This window comes from Streptococcus porcinus, from assembly GCF_901542335.1.
In the GTDB taxonomy this organism is placed as follows: Bacteria; Bacillota; Bacilli; order Lactobacillales; family Streptococcaceae; genus Streptococcus; species Streptococcus porcinus_A.
Genome location: NZ_LR594036.1, coordinates 176,059 through 200,511 on the forward strand (window position 1 = coordinate 176,059; position 24,453 = coordinate 200,511).

At 36.1% G+C, this 24,453-nt stretch carries 21 protein-coding genes and 1 pseudogene; 8 read left to right on the top strand and 14 right to left on the bottom strand.

Translation table 11 applies throughout. The features are described from left to right. The first annotated feature begins 2 nt into the window (after positions 1–2). Positions 3–599, top strand: coding sequence for a response regulator transcription factor (locus tag FGK96_RS01015; RefSeq protein WP_138080561.1), 597 nt, complete (start codon positions 3–5; stop codon positions 597–599). 46 nt (positions 600–645) lie between these two features. Here the strand turns inward: FGK96_RS01015 and FGK96_RS01020 are convergent, their stop codons facing one another. The 5 genes from FGK96_RS01020 to FGK96_RS01040 all read right to left on the bottom strand — a co-directional run bounded on the left by FGK96_RS01020 (position 646) and on the right by FGK96_RS01040 (position 4,210). After that, positions 646–1,407 (bottom strand): ABC transporter permease, encoded by a 762-nt coding sequence (locus tag FGK96_RS01020; protein WP_138080563.1) that lies wholly within the window; start codon positions 1,405–1,407, stop codon positions 646–648. After that, positions 1,404–2,306: an ABC transporter ATP-binding protein gene (locus FGK96_RS01025; RefSeq protein WP_138080565.1), complete on the bottom strand. Its 903-nt coding sequence runs from the start codon at positions 2,304–2,306 to the stop codon at positions 1,404–1,406. Before FGK96_RS01025 ends, FGK96_RS01020 begins: the two co-directional genes overlap by 4 nt. Continuing rightward, the gene (locus FGK96_RS01030) at positions 2,303–2,509 is read right to left on the bottom strand and encodes a PLDc N-terminal domain-containing protein (RefSeq protein WP_138080567.1); all 207 of its coding nucleotides are present in this window, start codon (positions 2,507–2,509) and stop codon (positions 2,303–2,305) included. The genes FGK96_RS01025 and FGK96_RS01030 overlap by 4 nt, the downstream gene beginning before the upstream one ends. Continuing rightward, positions 2,499–3,578: a helix-turn-helix domain-containing protein gene (locus FGK96_RS01035; RefSeq protein ID WP_138080569.1), complete on the bottom strand. Its 1,080-nt coding sequence runs from the start codon at positions 3,576–3,578 to the stop codon at positions 2,499–2,501. Before FGK96_RS01035 ends, FGK96_RS01030 begins: the two co-directional genes overlap by 11 nt. A 167-nt stretch (positions 3,579–3,745) precedes the next feature. Next, the gene (locus tag FGK96_RS01040) at positions 3,746–4,210 is read right to left on the bottom strand and encodes a GNAT family N-acetyltransferase (RefSeq protein ID WP_138080571.1); all 465 of its coding nucleotides are present in this window, start codon (positions 4,208–4,210) and stop codon (positions 3,746–3,748) included. Between the two features lie 271 nt (positions 4,211–4,481). Between FGK96_RS01040 and FGK96_RS01045 the strand changes: the two genes are divergently transcribed. Beyond that, positions 4,482–5,657 (top strand): IS110 family transposase, encoded by a 1,176-nt coding sequence (locus tag FGK96_RS01045; protein WP_138080574.1) that lies wholly within the window; start codon positions 4,482–4,484, stop codon positions 5,655–5,657. Positions 5,658–5,735: 78 nt separating this feature from the next. Here FGK96_RS01045 and FGK96_RS01050 read toward each other — a convergent pair whose 3' ends face one another. From FGK96_RS01050 to FGK96_RS01080, 7 genes are all read right to left on the bottom strand, one after another. After that, positions 5,736–6,344, bottom strand: a complete 609-nt coding sequence (locus FGK96_RS01050; RefSeq protein ID WP_232045784.1) for an isochorismatase family protein — start codon at positions 6,342–6,344, stop codon at positions 5,736–5,738. A gap of 84 nt (positions 6,345–6,428) precedes the next feature. Beyond that, a complete protein-coding gene (locus FGK96_RS01055) occupies positions 6,429–7,727 on the bottom strand; it encodes a hypothetical protein (RefSeq protein ID WP_138080576.1) in 1,299 nt (432 codons plus the stop codon). A 546-nt stretch (positions 7,728–8,273) separates the two neighbouring features. Then, a complete protein-coding gene (locus FGK96_RS01060; RefSeq protein ID WP_138080578.1) occupies positions 8,274–8,882 on the bottom strand; it encodes a chromosome assembly protein in 609 nt (202 codons plus the stop codon). Between the two features lie 87 nt (positions 8,883–8,969). Beyond that, complete coding sequence (locus FGK96_RS01065; RefSeq protein ID WP_138080580.1) at positions 8,970–10,352, bottom strand: sensor histidine kinase; 1,383 nt, start codon at positions 10,350–10,352, stop codon at positions 8,970–8,972. Continuing rightward, a complete protein-coding gene (locus tag FGK96_RS01070) occupies positions 10,349–11,038 on the bottom strand; it encodes a response regulator transcription factor (protein WP_138080582.1) in 690 nt (229 codons plus the stop codon). Before FGK96_RS01070 ends, FGK96_RS01065 begins: the two co-directional genes overlap by 4 nt. A 228-nt stretch (positions 11,039–11,266) precedes the next feature. Next, entirely contained in the window at positions 11,267–11,962 is a 696-nt protein-coding gene (locus tag FGK96_RS01075; protein ID WP_138080584.1) for a type II CAAX prenyl endopeptidase Rce1 family protein, read from the bottom strand. Positions 11,963–12,520: 558 nt separating this feature from the next. Then, the gene (locus FGK96_RS01080; protein WP_138080586.1) at positions 12,521–14,113 is read right to left on the bottom strand and encodes a transglutaminase domain-containing protein; all 1,593 of its coding nucleotides are present in this window, start codon (positions 14,111–14,113) and stop codon (positions 12,521–12,523) included. Between the two features lie 429 nt (positions 14,114–14,542). On the opposite strand from FGK96_RS01080, the gene FGK96_RS10540 reads away from it, so the two are divergent. Continuing rightward, positions 14,543–14,941: a hypothetical protein gene (locus tag FGK96_RS10540; RefSeq protein ID WP_232045786.1), complete on the top strand. Its 399-nt coding sequence runs from the start codon at positions 14,543–14,545 to the stop codon at positions 14,939–14,941. Next, positions 14,914–15,378 carry a PrsW family glutamic-type intramembrane protease gene (locus tag FGK96_RS10545; protein ID WP_232045787.1) on the top strand — a complete coding sequence of 155 codons (465 nt, stop codon included), beginning with the start codon at positions 14,914–14,916 and terminating at the stop codon, positions 15,376–15,378. The genes FGK96_RS10540 and FGK96_RS10545 overlap by 28 nt, the downstream gene beginning before the upstream one ends. Before the next feature lie 153 nt (positions 15,379–15,531). Here the strand turns inward: FGK96_RS10545 and FGK96_RS01090 are convergent, their stop codons facing one another. Next, on the bottom strand, positions 15,532–16,245 hold the full coding sequence (locus FGK96_RS01090) for a CPBP family intramembrane glutamic endopeptidase (RefSeq protein WP_138080588.1): 714 nt from the start codon (positions 16,243–16,245) through the stop codon (positions 15,532–15,534). Positions 16,246–16,432: 187 nt separating this feature from the next. On the opposite strand from FGK96_RS01090, the gene FGK96_RS01095 reads away from it, so the two are divergent. Continuing rightward, the gene (locus tag FGK96_RS01095; protein WP_138080590.1) at positions 16,433–17,389 is read left to right on the top strand and encodes a glutathione S-transferase family protein; all 957 of its coding nucleotides are present in this window, start codon (positions 16,433–16,435) and stop codon (positions 17,387–17,389) included. A 98-nt stretch (positions 17,390–17,487) separates the two neighbouring features. On the opposite strand, the gene FGK96_RS01100 is transcribed toward FGK96_RS01095, so the two are convergent. Next, positions 17,488–18,972 carry an FAD/NAD(P)-binding protein gene (locus tag FGK96_RS01100; RefSeq protein ID WP_138080592.1) on the bottom strand — a complete coding sequence of 495 codons (1,485 nt, stop codon included), beginning with the start codon at positions 18,970–18,972 and terminating at the stop codon, positions 17,488–17,490. Between the two features lie 311 nt (positions 18,973–19,283). Here FGK96_RS01100 and FGK96_RS10675 point away from each other — a divergent pair. The 3 genes and pseudogenes from FGK96_RS10675 (at position 19,284) to FGK96_RS01115 (ending at position 24,443) form a co-directional block, all read left to right on the top strand. Next, a pseudogene (locus FGK96_RS10675) lies at positions 19,284–19,556 on the top strand (hypothetical protein). Further along, positions 19,537–20,109 (top strand): signal peptidase I, encoded by a 573-nt coding sequence (lepB, locus tag FGK96_RS01110; protein WP_420031099.1) that lies wholly within the window; start codon positions 19,537–19,539, stop codon positions 20,107–20,109. Before FGK96_RS10675 ends, lepB begins: the two are co-directional and overlap by 20 nt. Before the next feature lie 20 nt (positions 20,110–20,129). After that, entirely contained in the window at positions 20,130–24,443 is a 4,314-nt protein-coding gene (locus FGK96_RS01115) for an InlB B-repeat-containing protein (protein ID WP_138080594.1), read from the top strand. Positions 24,444–24,453: the final 10 nt, after the last annotated feature.

Sequence of the window (24,453 nt, forward strand, 5' to 3'; positions counted from 1 at the left end):
AGATGAAATTATTAGTTGCTGATGATCAATCCATGTTACGAGATGCTCTCTGTCAGCTCCTCACTTATCAATCGGGTGTCGAGGCTGTCTTTCAAGCAGAAAATGGTCAAAAGGCTATTGATTTACTGGAGCAAGAATCTATTGATGTGGCTATTCTCGATATCGAAATGCCCGAAAAATCAGGTCTAGATGTCTTGGAATGGGTTCGGGAAAATCAAGAGCTTAAGGTCATCATTGTGACGACTTTCAAGAGGAAAGGTTACTTTCAGCGTGCTTTAGCTGCCCATGTTGATGGTTATGTTCTGAAAGACCGTTCCATTTCAGAATTGATGCAAACCATCCACAACGTTCTAGAAGGGCGCAAAGAATACTCGCCAGAACTGATAGAAGAAGTTACCTTTTCGATGAACCCCTTAAGTTCTAGAGAACAAGAGGTAATGGGTCTAGTGGCACAAGGAGACTCCAACCAAGAGATTGCTCAAAAACTTTTTTTATCAAACGGAACCGTCCGTAATTATTTAACTTGTATCTTTACCAAACTCAACGCCAACAACCGAACTGAGGCTGCTAAGATTGCACAAGAAAAAGGATGGATTTAGGTAAACTATAAAAGGTGATATCTAAAGAGGTATCACCTTTTATAGTTTATGTTTCACTTCTTTCAAAGATTAAGATGGCAAGTGTCAAACTTATCAATATAATTGCAATAATTAACAGGGCGGGCTGGAACCAGTCTTGAATCTCGTAATGTCCACTTAAGGCTTGACTTTGTTTTTGAATCAGTAACATGGGATTCCAATCCTTGGTAATTTTGAAAAAACCAGAGATGAAAAAGGTTACAATGGTCATAAGACAAGCTATTAATAGGCCTGCAGTTTTACGGAAGAGAACGGAATAAAGAAGAATAAGACTAATCAGCATCAGTCCAACTAACCAAGAAGCGCCATAGACCAAAAGTTTATCTTTCCCCTGATTATTAAAGTAATAGAGAGTGTAAGTGTACTGAGTAAGAGAACCCAAACTATAGGTTAAGGTCCAAAGTCCAGCTATCATAGTAAATTTTGCAAGGATTATTGCTTTTTTGCTGAGTCCTTTGGTTATTAAATTAATTAATGTACCTCTAGTAAATTCTTGGGTTAGTGTCCCGCTAAAGAGAAAGACTAAAAGAATGAGCCCGAGTTGATTGACCTGCTTAAAATATTGGACATAGGAATCAAGGTAAGTGGGGTCGGGAATAGCTTCTTGCAGTTTTTTAGGTAAAATCCCAGCCATGATTTCTGGCATCAGTAAAGCTGTGAGCGGTCCTAATATTCCGAATATAATTGAAATAATGAGAAGGGCAAGAGCTTTATGACTACGACTGCTTTCCAACCATTCTTTTTTGAGCATAAGTGTAAATCCGGTCATTTAGTTACCTCCAAATATAAATCTTCCAAACTATCTTCAAGTAATTCAATGAAGGATGGCGTGATTTCTTGCTCAACTAAATACCTGTAAAAACTTACTAGTGCTTGTTCTCGATAATAATTTTCAGTTAATTTCAAACTTACTTTATAGTATTGCTCTTTTTTACTTAGGGGAAATCGCAGAGCTACTTTTTGCGCTTCATTTTCGGAGATTTTGATTAAGAGGGTCAGTTGATTCTTACTAGCTGGCGCTTTGTCTCTTAGATCTTCTAAGTTATGGATGCCTGCTTTTGTCAGAACTAATACCTGGTCACAGATTTTTTCCACGTCTGATAAGATGTGGGTCGAAAAAATAACTGTCTTTTGACCACGTAGTCGCGAAATAATTGATAGGATATCCTGACGGCCCTGAGGATCTAATGCAGATGTCGGTTCGTCACAAATCAGAATTTTGGGATTGTGAATGAGGGCTTGGGCTAGACCTAGGCGTTGTTTCATGCCTCGAGAGTAGGTGCTGATGCGTTGTTGATTATCAGCTAAACCGACTTGTTCTAGAAGCTTATCAATAGGTAAACTTTCTTGATTTTGAGCTAAGCCCGCGCAGAGTTGCAAGTATTCTTGTGCTGTCATATAGTCATAAAATTCAGGAACGTCAGGCAAGTATCCAATGACTTGATTACTTTTTGTTTGCCCAAAAGTCACTGGCTTTCCCATAACTGAAATGTGACCGGAGTCTACTTTCATCAACCCTAAAATCATCTTAATTGTTGTTGTTTTTCCAGCACCATTTGGTCCGACAAAACCATAAATCTTATTTTCTTCCAAATTAAGATCCACTTTATCCAAGATAAGCTTGTCACCAAATGATTTGGAAAGATTTTGAAAGCTGATTGCAGTCATCTGTTTTTCCCTTCTAAACTAAGGAAAGCAATAGGCCCAAAGAGATTAATAAATATGATAATCAGCACCCACGTAGGTTTAGACAGGTATCTTGTTTGGTTTAGTTTCCGTAGTTTCAGTAAAGCAATAAAGATTAATAAGATTTGTAAAAGGATAAGTGGGATAAAAAAGGGTAGAAATTGACTTGGAATATTAGTATTCATGAGAAGCCTCCTTTTCTAATGCTTCTAATTCTGCTAGTAGGGCCTTAAAGTGGCTATTTTGGCTTAATGCCTGTAAATTAGGGCTGTAGCATAGGGTGATTACTCGTTGAATAAGGGTTTGGGAACTTGTTGGCGGTTGAATGCCGGTAGGTAGTTCCTGTAGCCAAGGGTCAATGGCATCAAAAAAGCTGTCGCCATGTAGTTCAAATTGAGTGATTAAATTTTTGGTGGCTTGTACCAGTTGGTTTAAGTATGAAATGGCTCGCTTAGCATCAAGATTAGCGAAATGACAGGCTAGACTGAAATAACAAGAAATAGCTGTATTAGGATGGAGGTTGACCAAATCAAAGAGTTTTATCAATTGTTCCAGGCGAGAGTAGATAGATTCTTGCTTCTCGATGCTTTCGTAAGCCGTCAGGCTCAAGAGGTACTGGCACATTAAGAGAGTCTGTTGATACAGTTCCACTTGCAGAACTTGCTTGGCTGCTTTAATATCCCCCTTTGCTGCGTAGCTATTTGCTAGGAATAACTCTTCGCCAAGCTTATAGGGACGATTTTGATATAAGCTGATAATATCGTCATATTTTTCTTGTTGGAAAAGGATGACTACTTTTAACATCATGGCAGACTGGAGATCAGACTCGATGGTGGTTTTACTAATAATGCGGTTAAGCATTTCCAAAGACCATACTTTAGTGTCAAGTTGGTTGGGATTACTTAGTACCAGCTGCACTAGCATCAGAAGTGTTTTGAAATCGTTAATGTAATGTTTAGAAAGTTCTTCGATTTCTTGAAAAAATTCTAATTCTTCAGTCTGGTTTATCTTCTCTTTTAACTGATCAAAGAGTTCAGTTCTTTCAAAGTCTGTTAATGTTTTTTGAAAACCAACCAAGTCATCCAAAGTCATATCAAAGAGTTTAGCTAAGAGTATCAAGTAATCAATATCAGGTTTTGCCTGATTATTCTCCCATTTGGAGATGGTTGCCTTGGTTAAATGTAAATAATCACTCAGTTTTTCCTGAGTCATGCCTAAGCGCGTGCGTTCTAAGAAAATAGTGTCACCAATCATTGTCTTACCCCTTTCATTCTCATTATAAAGTTTCTTATAACAAAAATAAAGTTCTAATAAAGAAACTTCATAAAGCTAGCATTTCTGTTTTAGAAACTGGTTTTACAGACATAAAAAAGCAAAGTCTTTGGGATCATTGCTTTTTTATGTCTGTATTGTCTTAATTTTTAGAGATCTTCTTTTAACAAGCGCATTTTGCGGTTGAAGATGTCTGTGACAAACCTTTGGAAGGTAAAGCCGTTTTTTTCATAAAGTCCAGTATGCTCTGTTACAACGTATAACTGCTCGCACTTACTTTTTCTTGCTACCTGCAAAAGGTTGTTAATAAGCTGATAACTTATTCCCTGTCCACGGTATTTAGGAGTAACATAAATTGTTGACACGAAAGGTCCAAAAGGATAATCGGTTTTGTCTAGAATGTCTGTTGCGAGATAGGCTCCAAAGCCTATTAATTGGTCGTCAATAGTGGTTAAGACAATAATCTCATCATGGCTGGCAAGATTATTGTCTATTACTTTTTGAGCGAGGTAGGGGCCAGCTTTCCATTCAATAGATTGGATTAATTCTATTAAAAATTGAGGATAGTCTTCAGTTGGACTGATATGATAAGTGTTTATTTTGGAATTAGTCATTACTTACCTCCTCGTATAATATACTTGTAGTTAAAACTACTTTTTTTCTTTTCTATCCCCTATTCTTTGTGGGATAATATTAGTATAGATAGAGGTCGTAGCTACCTCCTTGAAGTTATATCTTCCTAAAATAGGCTTACGCCTCTTCTTTACGTCTTTATGCGTATTAGCTGGATAGCACCAAGTTGCTGTATCTCTAACGAGGTTGCATTGTCGTAAAGTTTTAGAGGGTTCTTTCTCTATCTAAAATATATGAAAGCTAGGTGATTTTATGTTTTACATAGGTATTGATATTTCTAAGAAAAACCACGAAGCTTCAATAATTGATTCTTCTGGAAAGAGCTTATCCAAAAGTATTTCCTTTCCTAACTCTGCAAAAGGGATGGAAAAGTTCAATAATTTTATTGCTGAATTTGGTGTAACAACTAATAATTGCATTATTGGAATGGAAGCAACTGGTCACTATTGGATAAGTTTGTTCTCATACATCATTGATCTAGGATTTACGTGTTATGTTATAAATCCAATTCAGTCTGATGCTTTTAGGAAAATGTACGTTAGACAAACTAAGAATGATTCAGTTGATTCATTTATAATTGCTCAAATAATGCGTTTTGGAGAGTTCTCTATATCTAATTTTTCCGATGAGAATACATTTGCCCTTAGAAATTTAACTAGATATAGGTTTGCCTTAGTTGATGAATGCTCAGATTGGAAAAGAAAGCTTGTAGCTATACTTGACCAAGTTTTCCCTGAGTACTCAAGTCTTTTTTCAAATATATATGGTGTTGCCTCAAAGGAGCTGTTGTCAAAGTATCCTTTACCAGAAGACATGCTGTCGATTCCTGCTGAGGAGCTTGGCAACTTACTTTATGAGTGTAGCAAGGGTCGTCTTGGCATAAATAAAGCCGAAGAAATCCAATCCTGTGCCAGAGAATCTTTTGGAATTAAGTTCGCAAAAAGGTCTTTTTCTTTCCAAATCAAGCAAATAATTAGCCAAATTTCATTCCTAGAAGAACAACTTAAAGAAATTGAAATTGAGATTAGTTGCTTGCTTGAGGATATATGTCCAGTCATTACTACAATAACGGGTATTGGTAGTGTTTTAGGTGCGTCCATAGTATCCGAGATAGGCAATATTTCTAGATTTGAAAGAGCAAACCAACTTGTTGCCTATGCCGGTTTAGACACACGCATAAAACAATCTGGCGATTTTTCAGCCACAAATACAAAACTTTCCAAGCGAGGTTCGCCTTACTTAAGGCGTTCTATTTGGCTTGCCGCCACTGTAGCAGCCTTTAAGGACCCTGCCTTATCCATATACTATCAAGGGTTGAGAGCACGAGGCAAAGCTCATGGCACAGCTATAGGGGCTGTTGCAAGGAAATTGACCAATATTATATTCGCTGTCCTAAGAGATCAAAAACCGTATACTCCAAATATTTAGTTGTCAGTATTATTAATTTTTTAAGCCTATTCATTAGGCTTATTTGCTATGCAATAATGTCAGTGTAAAATTTATTTTTTATTTTGTATTGACATTTGATAGCTGGTCTATTAGAGATAAAAATTCTGTTGTCGTAAGGACCTGTCCCATAGTTGGGAAGAGGTTCTTTATTGGGAATTCATGCATATCTCTCGTTGCAGCTCCCATAGCATCCGTGATAAAAAACTGATTATAGGCGTATTGATAGGCATCACGTGCCGTTGAATCAACAGCCGCATGTGTGGAAATACCACATAAAACAAGGTTTTCAATTCCCCGTCGTCTTAACTGAAGGTCTAAATCAGTTCCAAAGAAAGCACTAAAACCGCGTTTATTAACGATATAATCAGTACTTGCCACCTCGAAATCATCAGGAAAGTCTGAAAAATCCGGTGCTTGATCATCTCCTGGGAGTTGCTTCATGGCATTGGGTTTGAGTTTATCTTTGCCATCGAGGAACTGAACCCTGACAAAAGCAATAAAGGCTTCCTTTTGCCGAAAACAGTGGACTAATTGATTGGCATTATGGATGATTTCTGTAGTGGAAAAAGGAAGTGTTGGCATCTCTAAGATTCCTTTTTGAAGGTCAATGACCACTAATGCAGTTTTGCGAAAATCAATAGTTTTTTTCGTGATTCCTACCTCCAAGTGTCGTATACTACCAGAGATGAGTTTATTTTCTCCTGTAGCAAAGCCTTCTTTAGGCTTCCATTTGGAGAAGAGTGTGGTAGATTACTTTGCAAAAGCTTGACTCGCTTTGCTATTTTCAAAACTAAGTGAGTTCTTACCGTTAGCAATAACATTACCGTCTAGTGCAACGAGGTTGAGGAGACCTTCTTCTTCCATTGCTACCGTAATAACATCTTCACCGTTTGTAATGATATTACCTTTGATAATTAATTCTTCAACTTGACCACCATCCTTAATAGATAGTGCGTAAGCAGGTAAGTCAACATTGACTCCTTTTACTAAAGACTGACCGACACTTCCATGAGTAATAACATCACCTTCTATTACAAGTTTACCAACTTTTTTAGAAATTTGGATACCAACTGCTCCATCACCAAAGGTATGGAGATTTGTGAAATGCCCTTCTTTTAAGGTACCATCGTATTGATTATAAGCGCGTGCTCCTAAACCATAAGTAGAAATACCTTTTTCAGCTTTAAAATAGTTAACGGTACCAAAGTTGACGAAACCAACTCCTGACGGTCCATATGAAATGACATCTTCGTTGACGGTCCATTCCTTGACGGTTCCCCAAGCATCAAGAACCATATCGTTAACACCATAAGTTACGACTTTACCATTTTGAATTAATTTTTCAACGGTAGCTCCATACACAACAAAGACAGCTCCAGTTATAAAGTCAGAAACGCCTTGAGGGAGAAGACCGGTAGAATAGATAGCTCCTAGTTCTAAATGAGAAACTTTAACTTGTCCTCCTTGATCATTGAAGCCAGAAATAAAGACTCCGGAACCAACTGCAGGATGTCTTTCTGAACCAATAGAGAGGCCAGTAATGTTAGCGGTGACTAAACTATCTTGATTGGGATTGAAGTTGTACAGAGTAAAGGCACCTTGAAGCACATTGACTCCATATTTTTGAGGCTGTTCTAAGTAGGTTCTTGTATCAGAACTATTGATGTGCACATTTTCAACCTTAACATCGGCTGTCATGGTTGGATTTCTAAAAATTAAAGAGATTTGTCCGTCAAGCTCAAGATTTTTTAAACTAACTTGACCAAAATCCTGTTCATACTGTTGAGGTGCCACTAAAATTGCTTTTTTATCTTGCATGGTGACGATAGACAGATCTTCAATAGTTGTTGTTCCATTTATAATAAAGCCATCAGAGTGTGAGAAGAACAGAGATGGGAGTGTTCCATTTTCTTGGGCAAGCCCTTTTAAGGTAGTACCAGCTGGAAGGGAAATTGGAAACGAAAAGGTCATGCTACGGCTAATGTGAATAACTTTAGTCTTACTGTTGATGGCTTTCATAAATTCACTTGTATTTGATACTATAATCATTTTGTCTACCTCATTTCTTTTTATGATTCACAGGTTTATTTTATTACTACATAGTAATAATTTCAAGTGGAATGTTTAAAAAAATTTTTTAAAAATATTCCGTAGCTCCACTAACATAAATTTTAGGTAGCCCCCTCTTTTAGACTATTATTATTAAATCTTTTGCTTAAGGAGATAGAGCATTTCATATGTTAGGTGAAGGAGTGTTTGTTGGCACTTAATCAAAAAACGTTCCTCTGGTAAGGTTACTTAGCTATATTTGTGTATTATATGGTTATCTGGAGTCACTACTAGTATTTTGTAGTTACATTGTAAATGAAATCCAAAACTTCAACAAGCAAAAACATTAAAAAGTGAAAAAGTTAATGAGCTTATTTAATATATATCGAAAAGAACCATCATATGATGATTCTTTTCTGCTAGCTTCATAAGGATAGTTTTTTTGCATTTATCTATGAAAATATAGCGACAGTCGATTATGGTTATGATACATCTTAATGAAAAGGATAGCATTTGAAGCTTATTGATTAGAATGAAAATGTGCGATTAATCAGCTGTCATTCCTTTTTGTGCATAGTAAGCCATTAGAATATCTTTTGTAATGCCATGTTTTTTGTAAATAGCATCAGCTTTTTTTGTCAAGGTTTCTAACTTGCTTTGTTGACTGCTCGTTAGTTTATTGAAGTTATCATATTTTTTATCTAGAACTTGTTGATGTTTATAATAAGTTTTAAAATAGCTAGTTAAATTATTTTTCTCGGTTTTACTTAACTTAGATTGAGCTACTAAACTAAGTGCTTCTTTTTTAGAATGCCATCTTTTGTCTCCAAGTTGGTTGTAAAATTTTTCTAAAACAGCTTGATGTTTTTCATTGAGCTTGTTAATCTTCTTTGTAAGAGTCCGTTCATCAGAACTTAGCTTAGAAGTTCGAATATTATCAATTGATTTTTGAATTTTATCCATCTTAGCATAGATAGGTTCTGCTTCCTTATCAGCATTAGCTAGTTTTTTTTCAACACTTGTTACATTTACTTTGAGAGAAGTTGAATGCGTCGCATCATCAGCATAGCTTTTAGTTTGGTAGGTGCCAGCAAAAGCTGTGAGAGAGAGTAGTGTGATGATGGATAAAGATTTGAAATGTTTTAGGTTAATCATATAAGTGACCTTCTTTCTTTTGGTTAAGTACTTTATGTTAAAAGTATACCTGAAGGTAATTAATAATTCTTCGAAAATTTGAGGAAATCATGTGGCAAAAGTGTGGTAATTGAAGTTAAGAATAAACTGGGTATTGTTTTCCTTGCTTATAACCAGAACCTCTCCCTGGTGTTGATTCATAATTTCCTTAACCATTGCGAGTCCAATACCTGTCTGGCCTTTGTCACCTTTATAAAATCTCTCGAAGATATGTGGAAGATCTTGGCTGGCAATAGCAGGCCCATCATTTTCAATGGTGATCCGATTAGTCTGTAAAGTGATACAGATACTAGTTTTAGCATAACGTAATGCATTACTTACAATGTTAGTTATAGCTTTTTGAATGAGTTCCTCTGAGCCTTCAATAGCACAATGCTGATTGATGTGGTAAGTTAATTCTATACCATTTTGATGAGCAATTGGTTTAAAATAAGCAACACAGTTAGTGAGGATATCCTCTAGTATAATAGTTTCTTTTTGAATATTAGCATTTCCATCAATACGAGATAAGAGCATAATATCATCTACTAATTGTTTCATTTTTTGACTTTCGTTCAAAATAATATCATATGCTAATGATTCTTGGATGATTCCTTCTTTTACTCCTTCTGTGTAACCTTGAATAGACATTAAAGGAGTACGTAGTTCATGGGATACATTTTGGAAGAAGGTCAGCTGACTAGCTTCTGCTTGTCGGATACGTTTGGTCATTTCTTGACTTTCTTTAAGTAGGGGATCGAAGTCGGAAAAGACAATATGCTTATCCTTGCCATCGATAGTCTCTTTATCTCGCCACAAATTGGAAATATAGGTTTGAACAGACTGTATGGATTCTTTAATGCCAAAGAAGGTTTTCCCCATGATAAAAAGCATGATAAGAAATAACAGGGATAGACTCAGGATTAAATAATAGTTAATTTGGTTAATAAGGTTTTGTGTATAGGTAATGTCTGTAAAGTTAATGACGCGGTAGGTGCGATCTTGTTTGGTACCTGTTTTACTGATTAGACCATCTTCAAAAACTCCTTGATAATCGTCTGCCATTACATAATATGTTTTTTTCTTAATCGGTATAAAGATACCTCTTTGCCGATTGGCTATTATATGGTGCTGGTTCATATAGCGAAAGATCTGCAAGCTTTCTTTTTTCTTGGTTTCATTGGCATATTTTAAGTGATTGTTATCATCGTAAATAGCATAGTAAGCCCAAATAAAAACACTATCTTGATCTTTTGAGAGATTATCAGGAATCGGTTTATGAGCGTTAATGCTGTCCAGAATGGTAAAATTGCTCTTCATAGTGTTTCTGGTCATGCTATGAACATAATCTTTTGCCACATAGTTGAGTGACATGTAAATCATACAAAAACCTAAAAAAAGCATCACACTGTTGATGATAAACATATGGTTTATAAGGCTTTTTTGCTTCATGATTCTTTTTCACCTAATTTAAAACCATATCCCCAAACGGTTTCAAGAGCGACTCTACTATGATATTGATTTAATTTTTTGCGTAAACGCTTAACCGTATCATCAACAGCTCGGCTCTCAATGTCTTCGAAACCCCAGATGCGGTTAAGCAGTTCTTCACGTGAAAAGGCAGTTTCTGGCTTTTCAATAAGGACAAAAAGTAAATCAAATTCTGTTTTTGTTAATGGAACTTCATGTTCGCAAAGAGTTGCTAAGCGCTTTTCAGAGTCAAGAGTGAGTTCTCTATAGGTAAAGGCTGACTTTTTATCTGAGCCAAAAATATGTGAACGCTTTAAAAGTGACTTGACATGAAGACTTAACTTTATGGGTGAAAATGGTTTTGTAAAATAGTCGTCTGTTCCCAAGTTAAAGGCGGTAATAAAGTCTGCATCTGAGTCGCGTGCAGTTAACATAATAATAGGAAGATGTTGATCTTCACTTCTGATGAGTTTCATAACCTCAAGGCCATCGGTTCCAGGCATCATAATATCTAAAATGATAAGGTCTGGTTTTTTAATGAGGAATTCTTGATAGAGGAGGTCTCCGTTTTCAAAAGCCTTTACAAGAAAGCCATCATGTTCTAAGAATGGTGTCAGCAGATCACGAATATTTTTCTCATCATCTGCCAGGTAAATGAGTTGAGTCATTTTTAGTTCACTTCCTTTTTATCTCGGTGTGTAGTTAATAGTTATTCACCACCTCAAATATAACAAAAATTTTCTTTTTTGGCTTTAGAAATGTTAGGCAAATCTGTGGCAATATATTAATTTTTTTAACGATTTGTTTGCTTGCTATAGAAAAACCTTTAGCTCTGTAATTGCTAAAGGTTTGGGAAATTAGTAGATAGTGGCGAGATAGAAGCCTAAGAAAAAACATTAATTAAAGAGATAAGTTAGTATTGATAGACCAAAAATATCGGCAAGCGCGTGACTTATAAAGAAGGGGAGTAAATTTTGAGGTTTTACTTTACGGTATATGATAAAAAAGAGAATTCCTAAAATGAGACTAATTCCAACCGCACCAGCAATTCCTTGGTAGGTATGGAAGCTAAATCGAATAAGTAACGAGTAGAGGAAAGCCCATTTAGTGGCCTCAGGTTTAACGGCTAAACAAAGGCCTAAGAAGAAAAATTCCTCATAAAAACCGTTTAACATAGAATAGAGAATAAGTGATATATCAAACTGCGGCCAAATAGCAAGGACAGAAGGTGATAGGCTTTTGGGAATATTGTAAGTAATGATATTAAAAATATCCATACTAAGCGCAATAAGAATAAATAATCCCAGTGCTTGAAGAAGAACAAAAGGTTTAAAATAAATTCTTTTTTTGAAATAGTCGAAGTCAAATCGTCGCCATTTTAGATAAAGAAAAGCTAACAGTAGCCAAATGCTTTGCATAGCTAAGCCCTTATAATTATCAAAGCTTGAAAAAGTTAAATTTTGCTCGAGGCTAATGGCCTGATTTTGGAGAGCCAAATACTTCAAGGTAGACTTAACAATTCCTTCTCCAAATAAGATAATAGTGAGACAGAGAAGATCGAACCATCTCAAAAAACGTTGTTTTTCCTGCATAACGAATCCTTTCTTTTTGCAAATGAATGATTTTAATTATAGTAGTAGAAGTATATCCTATTATTGCTTAATCCTATTAACATATAATATTGTAGTCTTTAAAAGCCCAGCTAATAACCGATCACAGTATTCTTTTATTTGAGCACTAGAAGAACAATCTAAATTAGTTTCCACTAAAATAAATGTGATTAAAAACAAACCTGTTTTAGCTCGGCATCCTTTTAGGAATGGATATATAGAATAATTAAGCCTATTATAGAATCGCATGAAATAAATTAAGGATACCATAGAATTGTTAGGAATAAAAGACCATTATGTTGATATTTTGTTTGCTTTAAAATACCCGTCTCAGATTAAATACCTATTAAGTTGAATTACTGAGTGCCTTTATAGAAAAGATGATAAAGTATAACTTTCAAACTACTCTAAAAGTCTCATCTGGATGATCAAGTTTTCTAACGGTTTTGTTCTAATGCTAAGTTAGAAGCGCTATAGACTAACAACTCTTTATTACCCTACATATCACAAAGAGGAGACATAGTCTGTCTCCTCTCCTGCTTAGCTACCTGCATTCTTTGTATCTTCTAGAAATTTTTTATATTCGTCACTATTTTCAAAATTTGTCGCAACTTGCCTATCTAACTGCCAGAAAAATGAGAGAACAGATTTCATAGAATTCTGAATCTGGTTATAGTTTTCTTGGGTAAGTTGAGAAGTGTCTTCAAGTTTTGCAATGTCATTTGTCGCAGTATTTAAAAGTGAGGTTAGAGCTCCTTGAGATGGAGTTTTTTGAGAAGATGATTCTATCTCTGCTTTTAATTTTTTGTAGATTTGTGTGAGAGACTCTTTACGACTATTATCAACAGTTACTGGTGCAACATAGGCAACATAATTTGAATTGACTAATGATTTATCTTTATTAATCATTAGTAAGTCTACTGTCGGTTGTTTTGGAGCCCATTCTTCAAAAACCTTATCAATTTTCATATAGTTTTTATCAAAAGTGATAGATTCATCGTTAACATCAACTATATTATAGCTATCTTCGCCAATAGAATAAAAGTGATTTTCGCTATAAATAGTAGAGCGAGAAGCTCGACCATTAATAAAACCAGTACCATCAATAGTATGCCATTTACCGTTATAGTAAGCGCGGGCAGTAGCATGATCTACACCTTGTGCATTTTTTCCAACAACAACGTAGGCAGGAATTCCTAACATATTAAAAGCTCGAGCTGCTGTAGTACTAAAACCAACACACATAGCTTTCTTACGCTCAGTAACTGCAAATAAATCAGAGCCAAGATAGTAGTTGACATCTGCTCTATTGCTTACGGCCTTATTAGCTGCCTCCCAATCATAGGTAGTGTGGTTAGCAACATACATAACAAAGGCTTTAACTTTATCTCGATTATCTCTCTGTTCCCTAGCCTTTGATGCAGTTATCAAGTTATGAATTAAATTGTCATTGGTAGTAAAGCGTTCCTTGGTAATATTTATACTACTTTTCTCATTAAAATGAGCATAATTCTCATAATACTTATTGTCAACCGTCAAGCCATGAGAGTAAATCGTAAAGTCATCAACCTTTGCTAACGTATTTTCTGCGGTTCCCAGTCCTGCAGCGTTAAGCAACTGTCGTTTATTGGAATCCAATCCGATTTCAAATAGCGCATGAATCCTCTGCCTTTGCGCCTCAGGTTGATTACCAGCGAATTTCACCTCTCTCATTTGCTCATCATACTTTTCTTTACTAGGAACAATAACGTCTCCTTTGTTCATGATAAAGATATGAGGAACATCATATTTCTTATGGCTAGCACGATTATTGACAAGAATAAAATCATGCTCAGTCGCTAAATTATTTAGTTCATTTATGTGTATTCCTTTTCTAAAATAAGCATCTATCCCCATGCCTAGCTTAAAAACGTGAAATGGTTTGTTTTCCGAAATTTCTTCCTTTAATTTTTTCGAAAACTCCTGAAAATCCACTGCTTTTATTTGTCTAGCTTCTGAATGTAATTGTCCCGAGTTACTATTTTCTCTTGCAAGAATAGCTGGTTGTGCTACATTCAGTGATAATAATGCAAGGGTTGAAGTTGATACTGCGAGACTCCAAAAAAGTAAGCGTTTGCAATAATGTTTAAACAATTCCTTGTTTCCTCCTTATATTTATTACTAATCCGAAGTCAATAAAAGACTATCTGTAAGGGTAACTTATTTTGTAACTTAATTTTAATGTTTGGCGCTATTTATTGTGGGGTATCTATTATATTAGAATATTATGTTAATTGGGGACTCATTTTTGCACACATTATATGATTGGTTGAGTATCATACTTTACTAAAAGTGGTATTAGTTCCTTAAATCAAGTTACTATTATTCTATCATATACTGTTAGAAAAAGATAATAGTATGATAAGATATTTGCTCATTTAGTGTAATCTTTTTTTAAACATATAGACAAAAAAATGATTTTGTTGTATTATTGAAAAGGTACAGAGATTGGTTTTTAGGTTTAAAGAAAGATAGGAACTAATATATTGTCCCATTTCATTAATAAAGTGAGAAAGGAAACACATGAAAACATTTTTACAAACACACAAGCAATCCATAGCGATCCTAATAGCCCTTATATTAGCTTTTCACGGAACTGCGCTACATTTTCAAAGTTTTGGTAAACCAGAACATCACTTAGATAAGTATCCTTTATTTTTTGGTACGATTTTGTTAATAGCCATTTATGCCATCCCTTTAATTGCTTTTATCCGCTATTTAACAAAGCGTTTTGCGATTAACTCGCAAGTAGTTGTTTTAAGTTGGTTAGCTGGTATCTTTGTGGCAACTTCTTTATCGATGAATTTTCATATAGTAATCGGCTATACTCTTCGTAATATTCTACATCCTAGCGAAGCATTTATAGCCTTTTGGGGAGCATCAATATCTGCACTTTGGCAGAAGAGTTTGGAAAAGGTTTAGCTGCGCTCCTAGTGCTATTTATTTGTCGTAAGTTTGATATTAAAACAGCTTTAGTTAGTGGTATGATTGTTGGTCTAGGTTTTCAAATGATAGAAGACTGTGTTTATACTTTTCAAGCAATTTTTGCGTCAGGAAAATCTCCGTTCCCTACGCTGATTGAGAGAGTTGTATGGGCTAGTTGTACACACTGGTTATTTACTGCATTATTTGTTGTGGGATTTGTCATTCTTCTAGGTAAATGTGATGGATTTAGTAAGAGTAAAGGTTTGTTTTGGATGTCGGCTGCGATGTTTGTTCACTTCTTGTTTAACATTCCAATGAATTCTGAGATTTATGATGTTGCAACGGCTACTTTGAATGCAAGTCTTTATCTATTGCTATTGAAATCAATTACAGACACAGAAAATCTTTCGATGAATGCCTCAAGCGTACAATAAAGATTATAGACTAATAAGGATAAAGCTAAATTCCAATATTATAAAAGGTCATTAAGTAGTAGCAACTGTTACTACTTAATGACCTTTTTCTATTTTTACATTTTAAAGTTTATTCTAAACCAAATTTTAACCAATATCCTATTTCTTACTATACTAAGAGGCACTCCGTAATTTACTGAATTTTAGCAAAAGTATAATTGAGATAACTATCTCTAACACAGAAATTGAGAAAATAAGAATTAGAGCAAAAGGGAAGTCAGCGATGCTATTACTTAGTATCAGATAGTCCCATAGTGAATGGAATATAATAGGGAAGATAATATTTTTAGTATCTATGTAGATACACCCTAAGAACAACCCCATAATAAAGGTTGATAGCATCTGATTAAGAACATCTGAGAAGGTGACCCCTCCAAGAATATTGAGCAGATGCAATAGTGAAAAGAAGATGCTCGAAAGAATAATAGCCTTAACAGGGCTAAATTTCTTTTCCAAAGAGCCTAATAATAAACCTCTAAACATGCCTTCTTCAGCAATACCAATTAAGGTAACATCAACGAGAAGAATTAAAAAATGACTTGTTAGAGAAAAATTTTTTGCAAAAGAAAGGATACTTAAACCTAAAATGGGTAAAAAGGCGAGAATAAAGAAGATGTAACTCGGTTGATTGGTGGTTGAAAGGATGACATGTTTTTTATTCTTAATCCCAAAAAATAAGACCAAAAGAGCAAGTAAGGTCATAAAGGGTAAAAATGTCTCGCTAAAATGAGATGAGTCATAGGCTGTGTTAAGAAACTCTTTGCAATAAAAAAGTCCAAACCCCATAAGACAGAAGTAAAAGGCTAAAATTGAGTAATATTTTTTCATTGAAAAACTCCTCTATAATCCACTTAGGTGGCGAATGTTATTTCTTCAATTATATCAACTTAGTCCAAACTATTCAAATAGTGATTGGCCTCAAAGGTGGTAATGTAGTTAAGAGCCGTTTTTCATTGAGAAATAAGATGTAATGTGATATGCTACTAATTAGTAATATAAACAGAGGAGGTTCAATATGGGGTTACTAGTTGATGGTAATTGGCAAGATAAATGGTATGACACAAAGTCAACAGGAGGCCATTTTGTTAGAAGTCAAACACAGTTTCGTAATTGGATTACTAATGATGGCAGTCTAGGATCAACGGATGACAAAGGTTTTAAAGCAGAGTCAGGACGTTACCATTTATATGTTTCTCTAGCTTGCCCTTGGGCTAGCCGTACTTTAATGATGCGTAAACTCAAAGGCTTAGAAGACCATATCTCCCTCTCAATTGTAAATCCCTATATGTTAGAGCATGGGTGGACATTTGATGATTACCCTGGCGTTGTTTTTGACCCTGAATTCGGCAGTGATTATCTATATGAGCTTTACCTAAAAGCTGATCCTCACTATAGCGGTCGCGTGACAGTCCCAGTTCTATGGGATAAAAAAACCAAGACAATTGTAAATAATGAATCCGAAGATATTATTCGAATCTTTAACCATGCTTTTGATGATATTACTGGAAATAGAGATGATTATTATCCAAAAAATCTACAAGGTAAGATTAATGAAGTCAATGATTTTGTTTACCGCAACATTAATAATGGGGTTTACAAGGTTGGCTTTGCTACAAAACAAGAGGTTTATGACAAAGAAGTTCAGAAGCTTTTCCAAGCCCTTGAAAAAGTTGAACATGAATTGGAAGGTCATCATTGGTTAGTTGAAAATCAAATGACAGAGGCTGATATTCGATTATTTACAACATTAGTGAGGTTTGATTCTGTCTACTATGGCCATTTTAAATGTAATCTAAACCGTCTGGTTGATTATCCAAATCTTTGGAATTATACAAAAAGAATTTATAATCTAGATGGTATTGCAAGTACAGTCAATATGGATCATATCAAAACACACTATTATGGTAGTCATAAAACAATCAATCCTAATGGAATCATCCCAAAGGGGCCAATTATCGATTGGAGCTTGTAGCAACAGAGTCAACAGATTAAAAAGAACCATTCCGCATCAGGAGTGGTTCTTTTTTTTATGAAAAATCATCAAAATAAGACTGGTAAATAAGGAGTACATTAAAAAGAATTTTTCCTAGATTTTATTAATAGTGACTTTTTATTTTTAATAGCTCGTTCAGCCATTTTTTGAATTTTAATCGTTGAGTTATTTTGAAAAATAGTGCCATTAATTAAAGCCCCATGTGCAAACAAGGTTGGTAGTACGCCATATTTTGGGGAAAGTATCTGTGATGTTTCTGGTAGAATTGATAAACCTCCAAAAGTATCAATTTGACAGAGCTTGCTTTCAATTAGATTTTGAAGCAGGGAACTTGCATTTTGAAGATTGCTTTCCACTAAATGATAGCCGGTAGCGTTTATGGCAGTTTTTACACGAGTTTCCACTTTTTCTTCGCTTTTTAAAACCAAGTCTTCTTCAAGGCTAACAATGTCGCTAATGTTTTGGGCCACCGTCAGTCTCTTTTCTTTAACAGCTTTTAAAAGTACACGTGCAGACTCTTCTGGCATAGGATTACGTAAATTGATAATAGCCTTACCGTAAGTTTTTTGAAAAGCTTCGCGATCAGCAGTAGGCATCAGTGGCCACAGGTCTGTAAAGCAGTCTGTCACTCTAGACGCTAATTGTTGCAAGGCGTAGAGCTGTTCTGGGTAGTTTAGAGATAGTTGAATTCCCTCAATGCCAACTGCCAGGAATTGCTCTTCAACTTGTTCCCAGCCTGAAAATCCAAGACTTTGTAATTCACCTAAAAAGAGTTTTTCAAATTGAGCCAAATCAAAGCTGGGCTTTACTTCTTTTAAGACTTTATCTAGAAACTGTTCTGTGAAAAATTGCCACTTAATAGATGGACCTTTGATAATTCTTACTGTTGGAAAGTAATTGGAGCGAGAAAAAGCTATTATTGAGGCTGAGCTTTTTTGGAGTAGCCATTTGATAACATCAACTGCAGCTAGTCCTGTTCCGATAACGCTAATTACTGGCCTTGCCATTTCTTCTAAGGATAAGTTCAAACTTTTAAGTGGATAGGGGTTGGCGATATAGTTGGGCTCACCTTGTAGTTTATAGGGATCTAAGACAGGTAGTTGGCCACAAGCTAGGTGGATCTCTGTGAAGAGGTCAGGAAATGTTTGGCCGTTGACCACTAGTTGCCATTCATGGCTATCAGGAAAGTAGGAAACATGATCCACTTTGTGGTAGACGCGGGTAATAGGAAGTTTTTTCATTAGAGTCTCAGCTCTATCAGACATATACTGTCCATAGAGTGAACGAGAGACGTAGGGATGATTGGTGTCTAATTTATTTTCTGTTAGCCATTTGACGAAGTCATCCATGTGGCGGTAATCAAAAGAAATATCATCTATGGGAGAGTTAATTAGGGCAGAAGTGTCATCTTTTTGGAAAGGGATGCCACGCCCAAAGGGTTGAGTGTCATCAAAGCAAACAAGTTCCAAAGTGGCTAGTTCTTCTTGAGATAAGTGAGAGAAGGCTAACAAAACAGCTAAACCACTAACTCCCATTCCGATGATTGCAATTTTTTTCTTCAATACGTATTACTCCTTATAACTACCCTATATCATAGCATAAATTTGTTTTCTTAGGGCGTGAAAATATGTTCCTTTAGGACAAGAATTTTGTCTAAAAGCTGTGCGGAGATCAACTAGAAATACCTCTGTGTTCTATTTTTTTGATTAATATGTGAAGTCGTGATTAAAATTCTCTACTTTTAATGAATGAATCAAAGGAAAAATTAGACAATCTCATTTTTTCTTAAAATGCGATAGCTTTTAGTTGACAAAGAGAGTACTAGGTGCTATGGTTTTAGTATGGGATATTATGTGAAAAAAGGGGAAGAGAGATTAAAGATTTAAAAAAACTGAGCAGAAAAGAGCTGTTGGAACTCCTGTTAGAACAGCAACTTTTAATCGAAAAGCAAGAAAAAGAGCTCAAATAAATTAAAGTTAAATTAAACAATCAAAAAATTGAAATAGAAGACTCGGGAACTCTTGCTGAAGCATCCTTAAGATTGAGTGGTATTTTTGAGGCGGCGCAGGAAGCTGCTGATATTTATTTGAAAAATATCAAGCGACAGTCTGATGCAATGAGGACAGATGATGAAAAAAGAATTTGATTCAAATGCTATAGCTAAGGAATTGGACCGTGTAACTTATCAGAAGAGTTTTTTTACTGCTGTCAAAAACACCGTCTATGTTCTATTGGCTGTTGCTTCCACTGCCATATTGATAGCTGTTTTATGGCTGCCCGTGCTACGGATATATGGACATTCAATGAATAAGACATTAGTTGCAGGAGATGTAGTTCTTACGGCCAAAGGTTCTGATTTTAAAACGGGAGATGTGATTGCCTTTTACTATAATAATAAAGTAATTGTTAAGCGGGTGATTGCTGAATCTGGGGATTGGGTTAATATTGACTCAAAAGGTGATGTTTATGTTAATCAAACAAAACTAAAAGAACCCTATGTTATCCATAAGGCAAGGGGGAATACCAATATAAAATACCCTTACCAGGTTCCCGATAAAAAAATTTTTGTCTTAGGCGATAATCGTAAAACCTCTATTGATTCTCGAAATACCTCTTTAGGGGATGTTTCCGAAGAACAGATTGTAGGTAAGATTTTTCTTAGAATTTGGCCTTTAAACAGGGTTAGTTCCGTTAATTAGTATTAGAGGGGAGAGAGATAATGCTAAAAAAAAGGCGGCTGTTAATAATGGGGTTGGTAACGCGCAATAAACAAAGAAAATACTCAAAGATCGTTAGTTGGTTGGGGCTTCTTGCAACTATTATCTTGACTGTTTGTTTTTTGATTTTACCTGCCGTTACTGTTGAAGAAAATAAAGTGGGTGATGTAGGGATTTCTGTTGGGAGTCAGTCAGAAAGTAGTCAAGAAATAAAAAAGACTGATTTTTCATTAGCAACAAGCAGCAGTCCCTCGCTTGATGCATCTAAAGACTCTGAAAGGACTGCAACGACTGTACCAGAAATCCAGTTTCGCGAGACTCCTTTAACCTGTAGAGGGACAGGTTATACGATGACTCTAAGTATGACCAAAGAAGCAAAAATACCGATGAATGCCCAGTTACAAGTTGGAGAAGTTACTAGTAACGAAAGTATCTATCATGAGTATAAAGAAAAAGCACTCGATCAGGTTGCAAAAAAAGCTGATGAAGTCAAAAACTTTAAGCTTTATGATATTAAGATAGTAGCTGAAGGTAAGGAAATTGAACCAGCCTCTTCAGTTAAAGTTGAGGTCGCTTATGATCAGCCTATCGCAGTTGTTGATGAAGACATGAAAATTGTCCATTTTAAAGATAATGGTCAAACAGAAGTTTTAAAATCAAAAGATACCGAAGAAACTAAAAATACAGACAGTGACATTGCTTTTAAGACAGCTTCTTTCTCGATTTATGCCATTGTTCAAGCTGATAATACAGTAGTCCCTCGTTTAACGTATCATTTTCAAAATACTGATGGAACTGATTATACTTTCTTGACTAATTCAGGCTTGTCTACTTCGCGTCAAATCCTTAAAGACGGAGATTCTCTTGCAGAGGTTGGTATACCAACCATTAAGCCGGGAGAACATTTTCAAGGGTGGTATCTCTATGATCCTACCACGGGAAAATATGGCGATCCGATTACCTTTGGCGAACCAGTCAAAGTCACAGAGACCAAGGAAGTCTATGTGCGGCCTGTTATGAGCAATGTAGCAACCATAACTTTATTTGACGATGCAGCAGGAACCCATGTTTATGAGCGTTATGAGGTCCCTTTAGATAATACTGGCAATGGTACAGCTGACTTAAGTGATTTCAAAGTAGATCCACCGACATCAACGCTTTTATTTGTAGGTTGGTCGAAAACGTCTAATGGAACTGCTTTATCAAGTAGTGAGATGAAAGCATTGCCTGTTTCGGGTAATATAAACTTGTACCCTGTCTTTAAAGAATCTTACAAAATTGATTTTGAAACAGGTGATTTATCAACAGGAGTTACCTATGTAGCCCCAAAACGTTTAGTTACTGACCAGTTGGCTTCAACAGTTAAGCCTGAGGATCCAACTAGAAAAGGCTTTGCCTTTGCAGGTTGGTATACTGCAGAAACGGGTGGCAATCTCTTTGATTTCAATCAAGTTTTGACCAGCGACATTACACTCTATGCTCATTGGACACCGGCACAAACCACCTATACTATTAACTACTGGCAGCAGTCAGCTAGTGATAGCAAGGATGCTACAGATGCGCAAAAAACCTATGAATATGCTGGTCAAATGACAAAAGCTGGACTCTCTAATAGTATTGCAACATTAGCAGATGCTGATATTACTGCAAAGTTGCCAAAAGGCTTTAAAGTTAATAACACAAAGACGCAAACAACTGTCTTAATCAAAGACGATGGCTCAAGCGTGGTCAATGTCTATTATGATCGTGAGTTGGTTACTCTTTTATTTGCCAAAAGTGGATATGCTGAAGGCTACTATTTAAGTTCAAGTTTCCCTTGGAATGATCCGAGCGTTACTGAAACCTATACCGGTCTTTATGGCACGACTCTAGCAGCAAATGGTTACCAGTGGAAAACAGGCTCTTGGCGACTTGTGACTAATTCGGGAAGCACGGGAATGAGTTATCTGGGAGAATTTGTGGTCCCTGATAACGTGCTTGGCAGTAATACTTATGTGATGAAGCTGTATCCAACAGGACAAAGGATTCAAACTTACTGGTTTTATAAACAAGGTCTAGATGGCAAATATACCCTATCCGATACCGGTGGTGGAGCTGGTGCTGATGTCTTTACATTTACTGAAAAGTATATTGGTTTTAACGTGAAGTACTATCAGCGCTTCTACCAAAATAACAATTTATTCGACCAGAAATCTCAACAGACGAGTGTAGGTACAACTGTACCAGTTTCTACACAATATTATGATGCTTATGGTTACTATCATAAGGATTATCTCAATCTATCAATCGGCTATGAACGGATGCGGTTCAAGCTTCAATATCTAGATCCTTTAGATAATACGGAATTACCAAATTTCCCACAAGCTGATGTTTTGTATGAGCAAAATTTGCAAACATATAAGCCGGATACAACTACAATCCAACCTAAGCCTTCCTTACCGGGTTATGTTTGGGACGGTAAGTGGTACAAGGACCAGGCCCAAACACAGGAATTTGATTTTAATACAACAATGCCAGCGCACGATACGAAGGTCTATGCTGGTTGGACAAAAATTAAATACAAAGTTAACATTGATCCTAATGGCGGGCAACTGGCTTCAACAGATGAGACTTATATTGATCTCTACTATGGGGATAAAATTCCTGAGTACACGACTATTAGTAGGGATTATATCGCAGACTCTGCAGGAACCTTCTATTACAAGTATGACTCTCGGGGTAATGACCCTAGTAACACTAAAAAAGCTTTCTATACTCAGGATACAAGCCTCGCCAACGTAGACACAAGTACCAAGTATAAGTATGAAAAAGATGCTTATAAACTGATTGGTTGGTATTATGTTAATCCTGATGGCAGTATCCGTCCCTATAACTTCACAGGAGCTGTAACGCAAGATATTACTATAAGAGCCATGTGGAGAAGGGCCGGCGACTATCATGTTATTTATAGTAATAATGCTCTTGGCCTAGACGGGAAACCCATTAATGATGCCACAGGACAGCAAATCACAACAAGTGATGAGCCTACAGATCCCGATACTTACGCAGATGGTTCTCACTCGGCTCTTCTCAGAAGACCGACCATACCAGATGGTTATCGCTTCCGAGGCTGGTGGTACAATGGAAAAGTGTATAACCCTTATGACTCCATATTAATAGATGCTCACTTGGCTGACGCGAATAAGAATATTACCATCTACCCAGTCATTATACCGGTAGGGAATATCGCCTTAGCTGATACGTCAATTACCTATGATGGGAACGGCGGTAGTAAGGTATCAGCAGATGGTTCGACTGTTACGCAAGTCAAGTCGGCACCTTTAGATGTGAATAGTACAACCACGATACCAGAAAACCAATACTTTACAAGAGAAGGCTATAACCTTGTTGGTTGGCATCATGATAAGGAATTGGCTAGTGCTGGACATATTGAGTTCAGAGCAGGACAAGAGATTGGGATTGATAATAACCCAGATAGTACAAATACTCTATATGCTGTTTGGCAACCTAAAACTTACACGGTAAAAATTAGCAAAAATGTTGTGGGGATAGACGAAGATAAAACAAGGGACTTTATTTTCGAGCTTAGTGACACGCTTCAACAAGATAATTTAGCCTTAAAAGATGGGGAATCTAAAGATTTTCTTAACGTGCCTTATGGAACAGTTATCACTGTCAAAGAACAGCCTAATGCTGACTTTAAGGCAAGCGAGCAAGTTACCGAACGAAATCTAGTCAGTGGAGAAGCTGATAAAACTTACAATGTGGATGGGGATATTAATTTAACTGTCCAAGGTGATGTAACGATTGCCTACACTAATACTCGAGTTAAACAAAAAGTACGACTTGATAAAGTAAATGTTGAAAATATGGACGAACATTTGGCAGGTGCTAGCTTTAACATTTACGCGACAGATGCGGCAGGAAATAAAAATCCTACCCCCCTCTATAGCAATGTAACTACAAACCAAGAAGGTTTCTTAATTGTAGCTAACGAAAATTATCTTGATTTACCTTTAGGGAAGTACTATTTTACAGAAACAGCTGCTCCTCCAGGGTATAATCTGCCAAAAAATGATTTGGCAACCTTAGTTATTTCAACTGGTGTTACTCTTGAACAAAATGGGAATAATGCCACACCAACAAAAGAAACACTATCTGATGGTTCAATCATCTATAGCTTTAAGGTTACTAATAGTAAAGGAACGGAACTACCAACTACAGGTGGTATGGGGGCCCATGTCTTTATACTTATTGGGTTGACCTTGGCGGTACCAGCTGGAATAGTCTTATATCGCCGGAAAAATAGTCATTAAAAAGATTTCC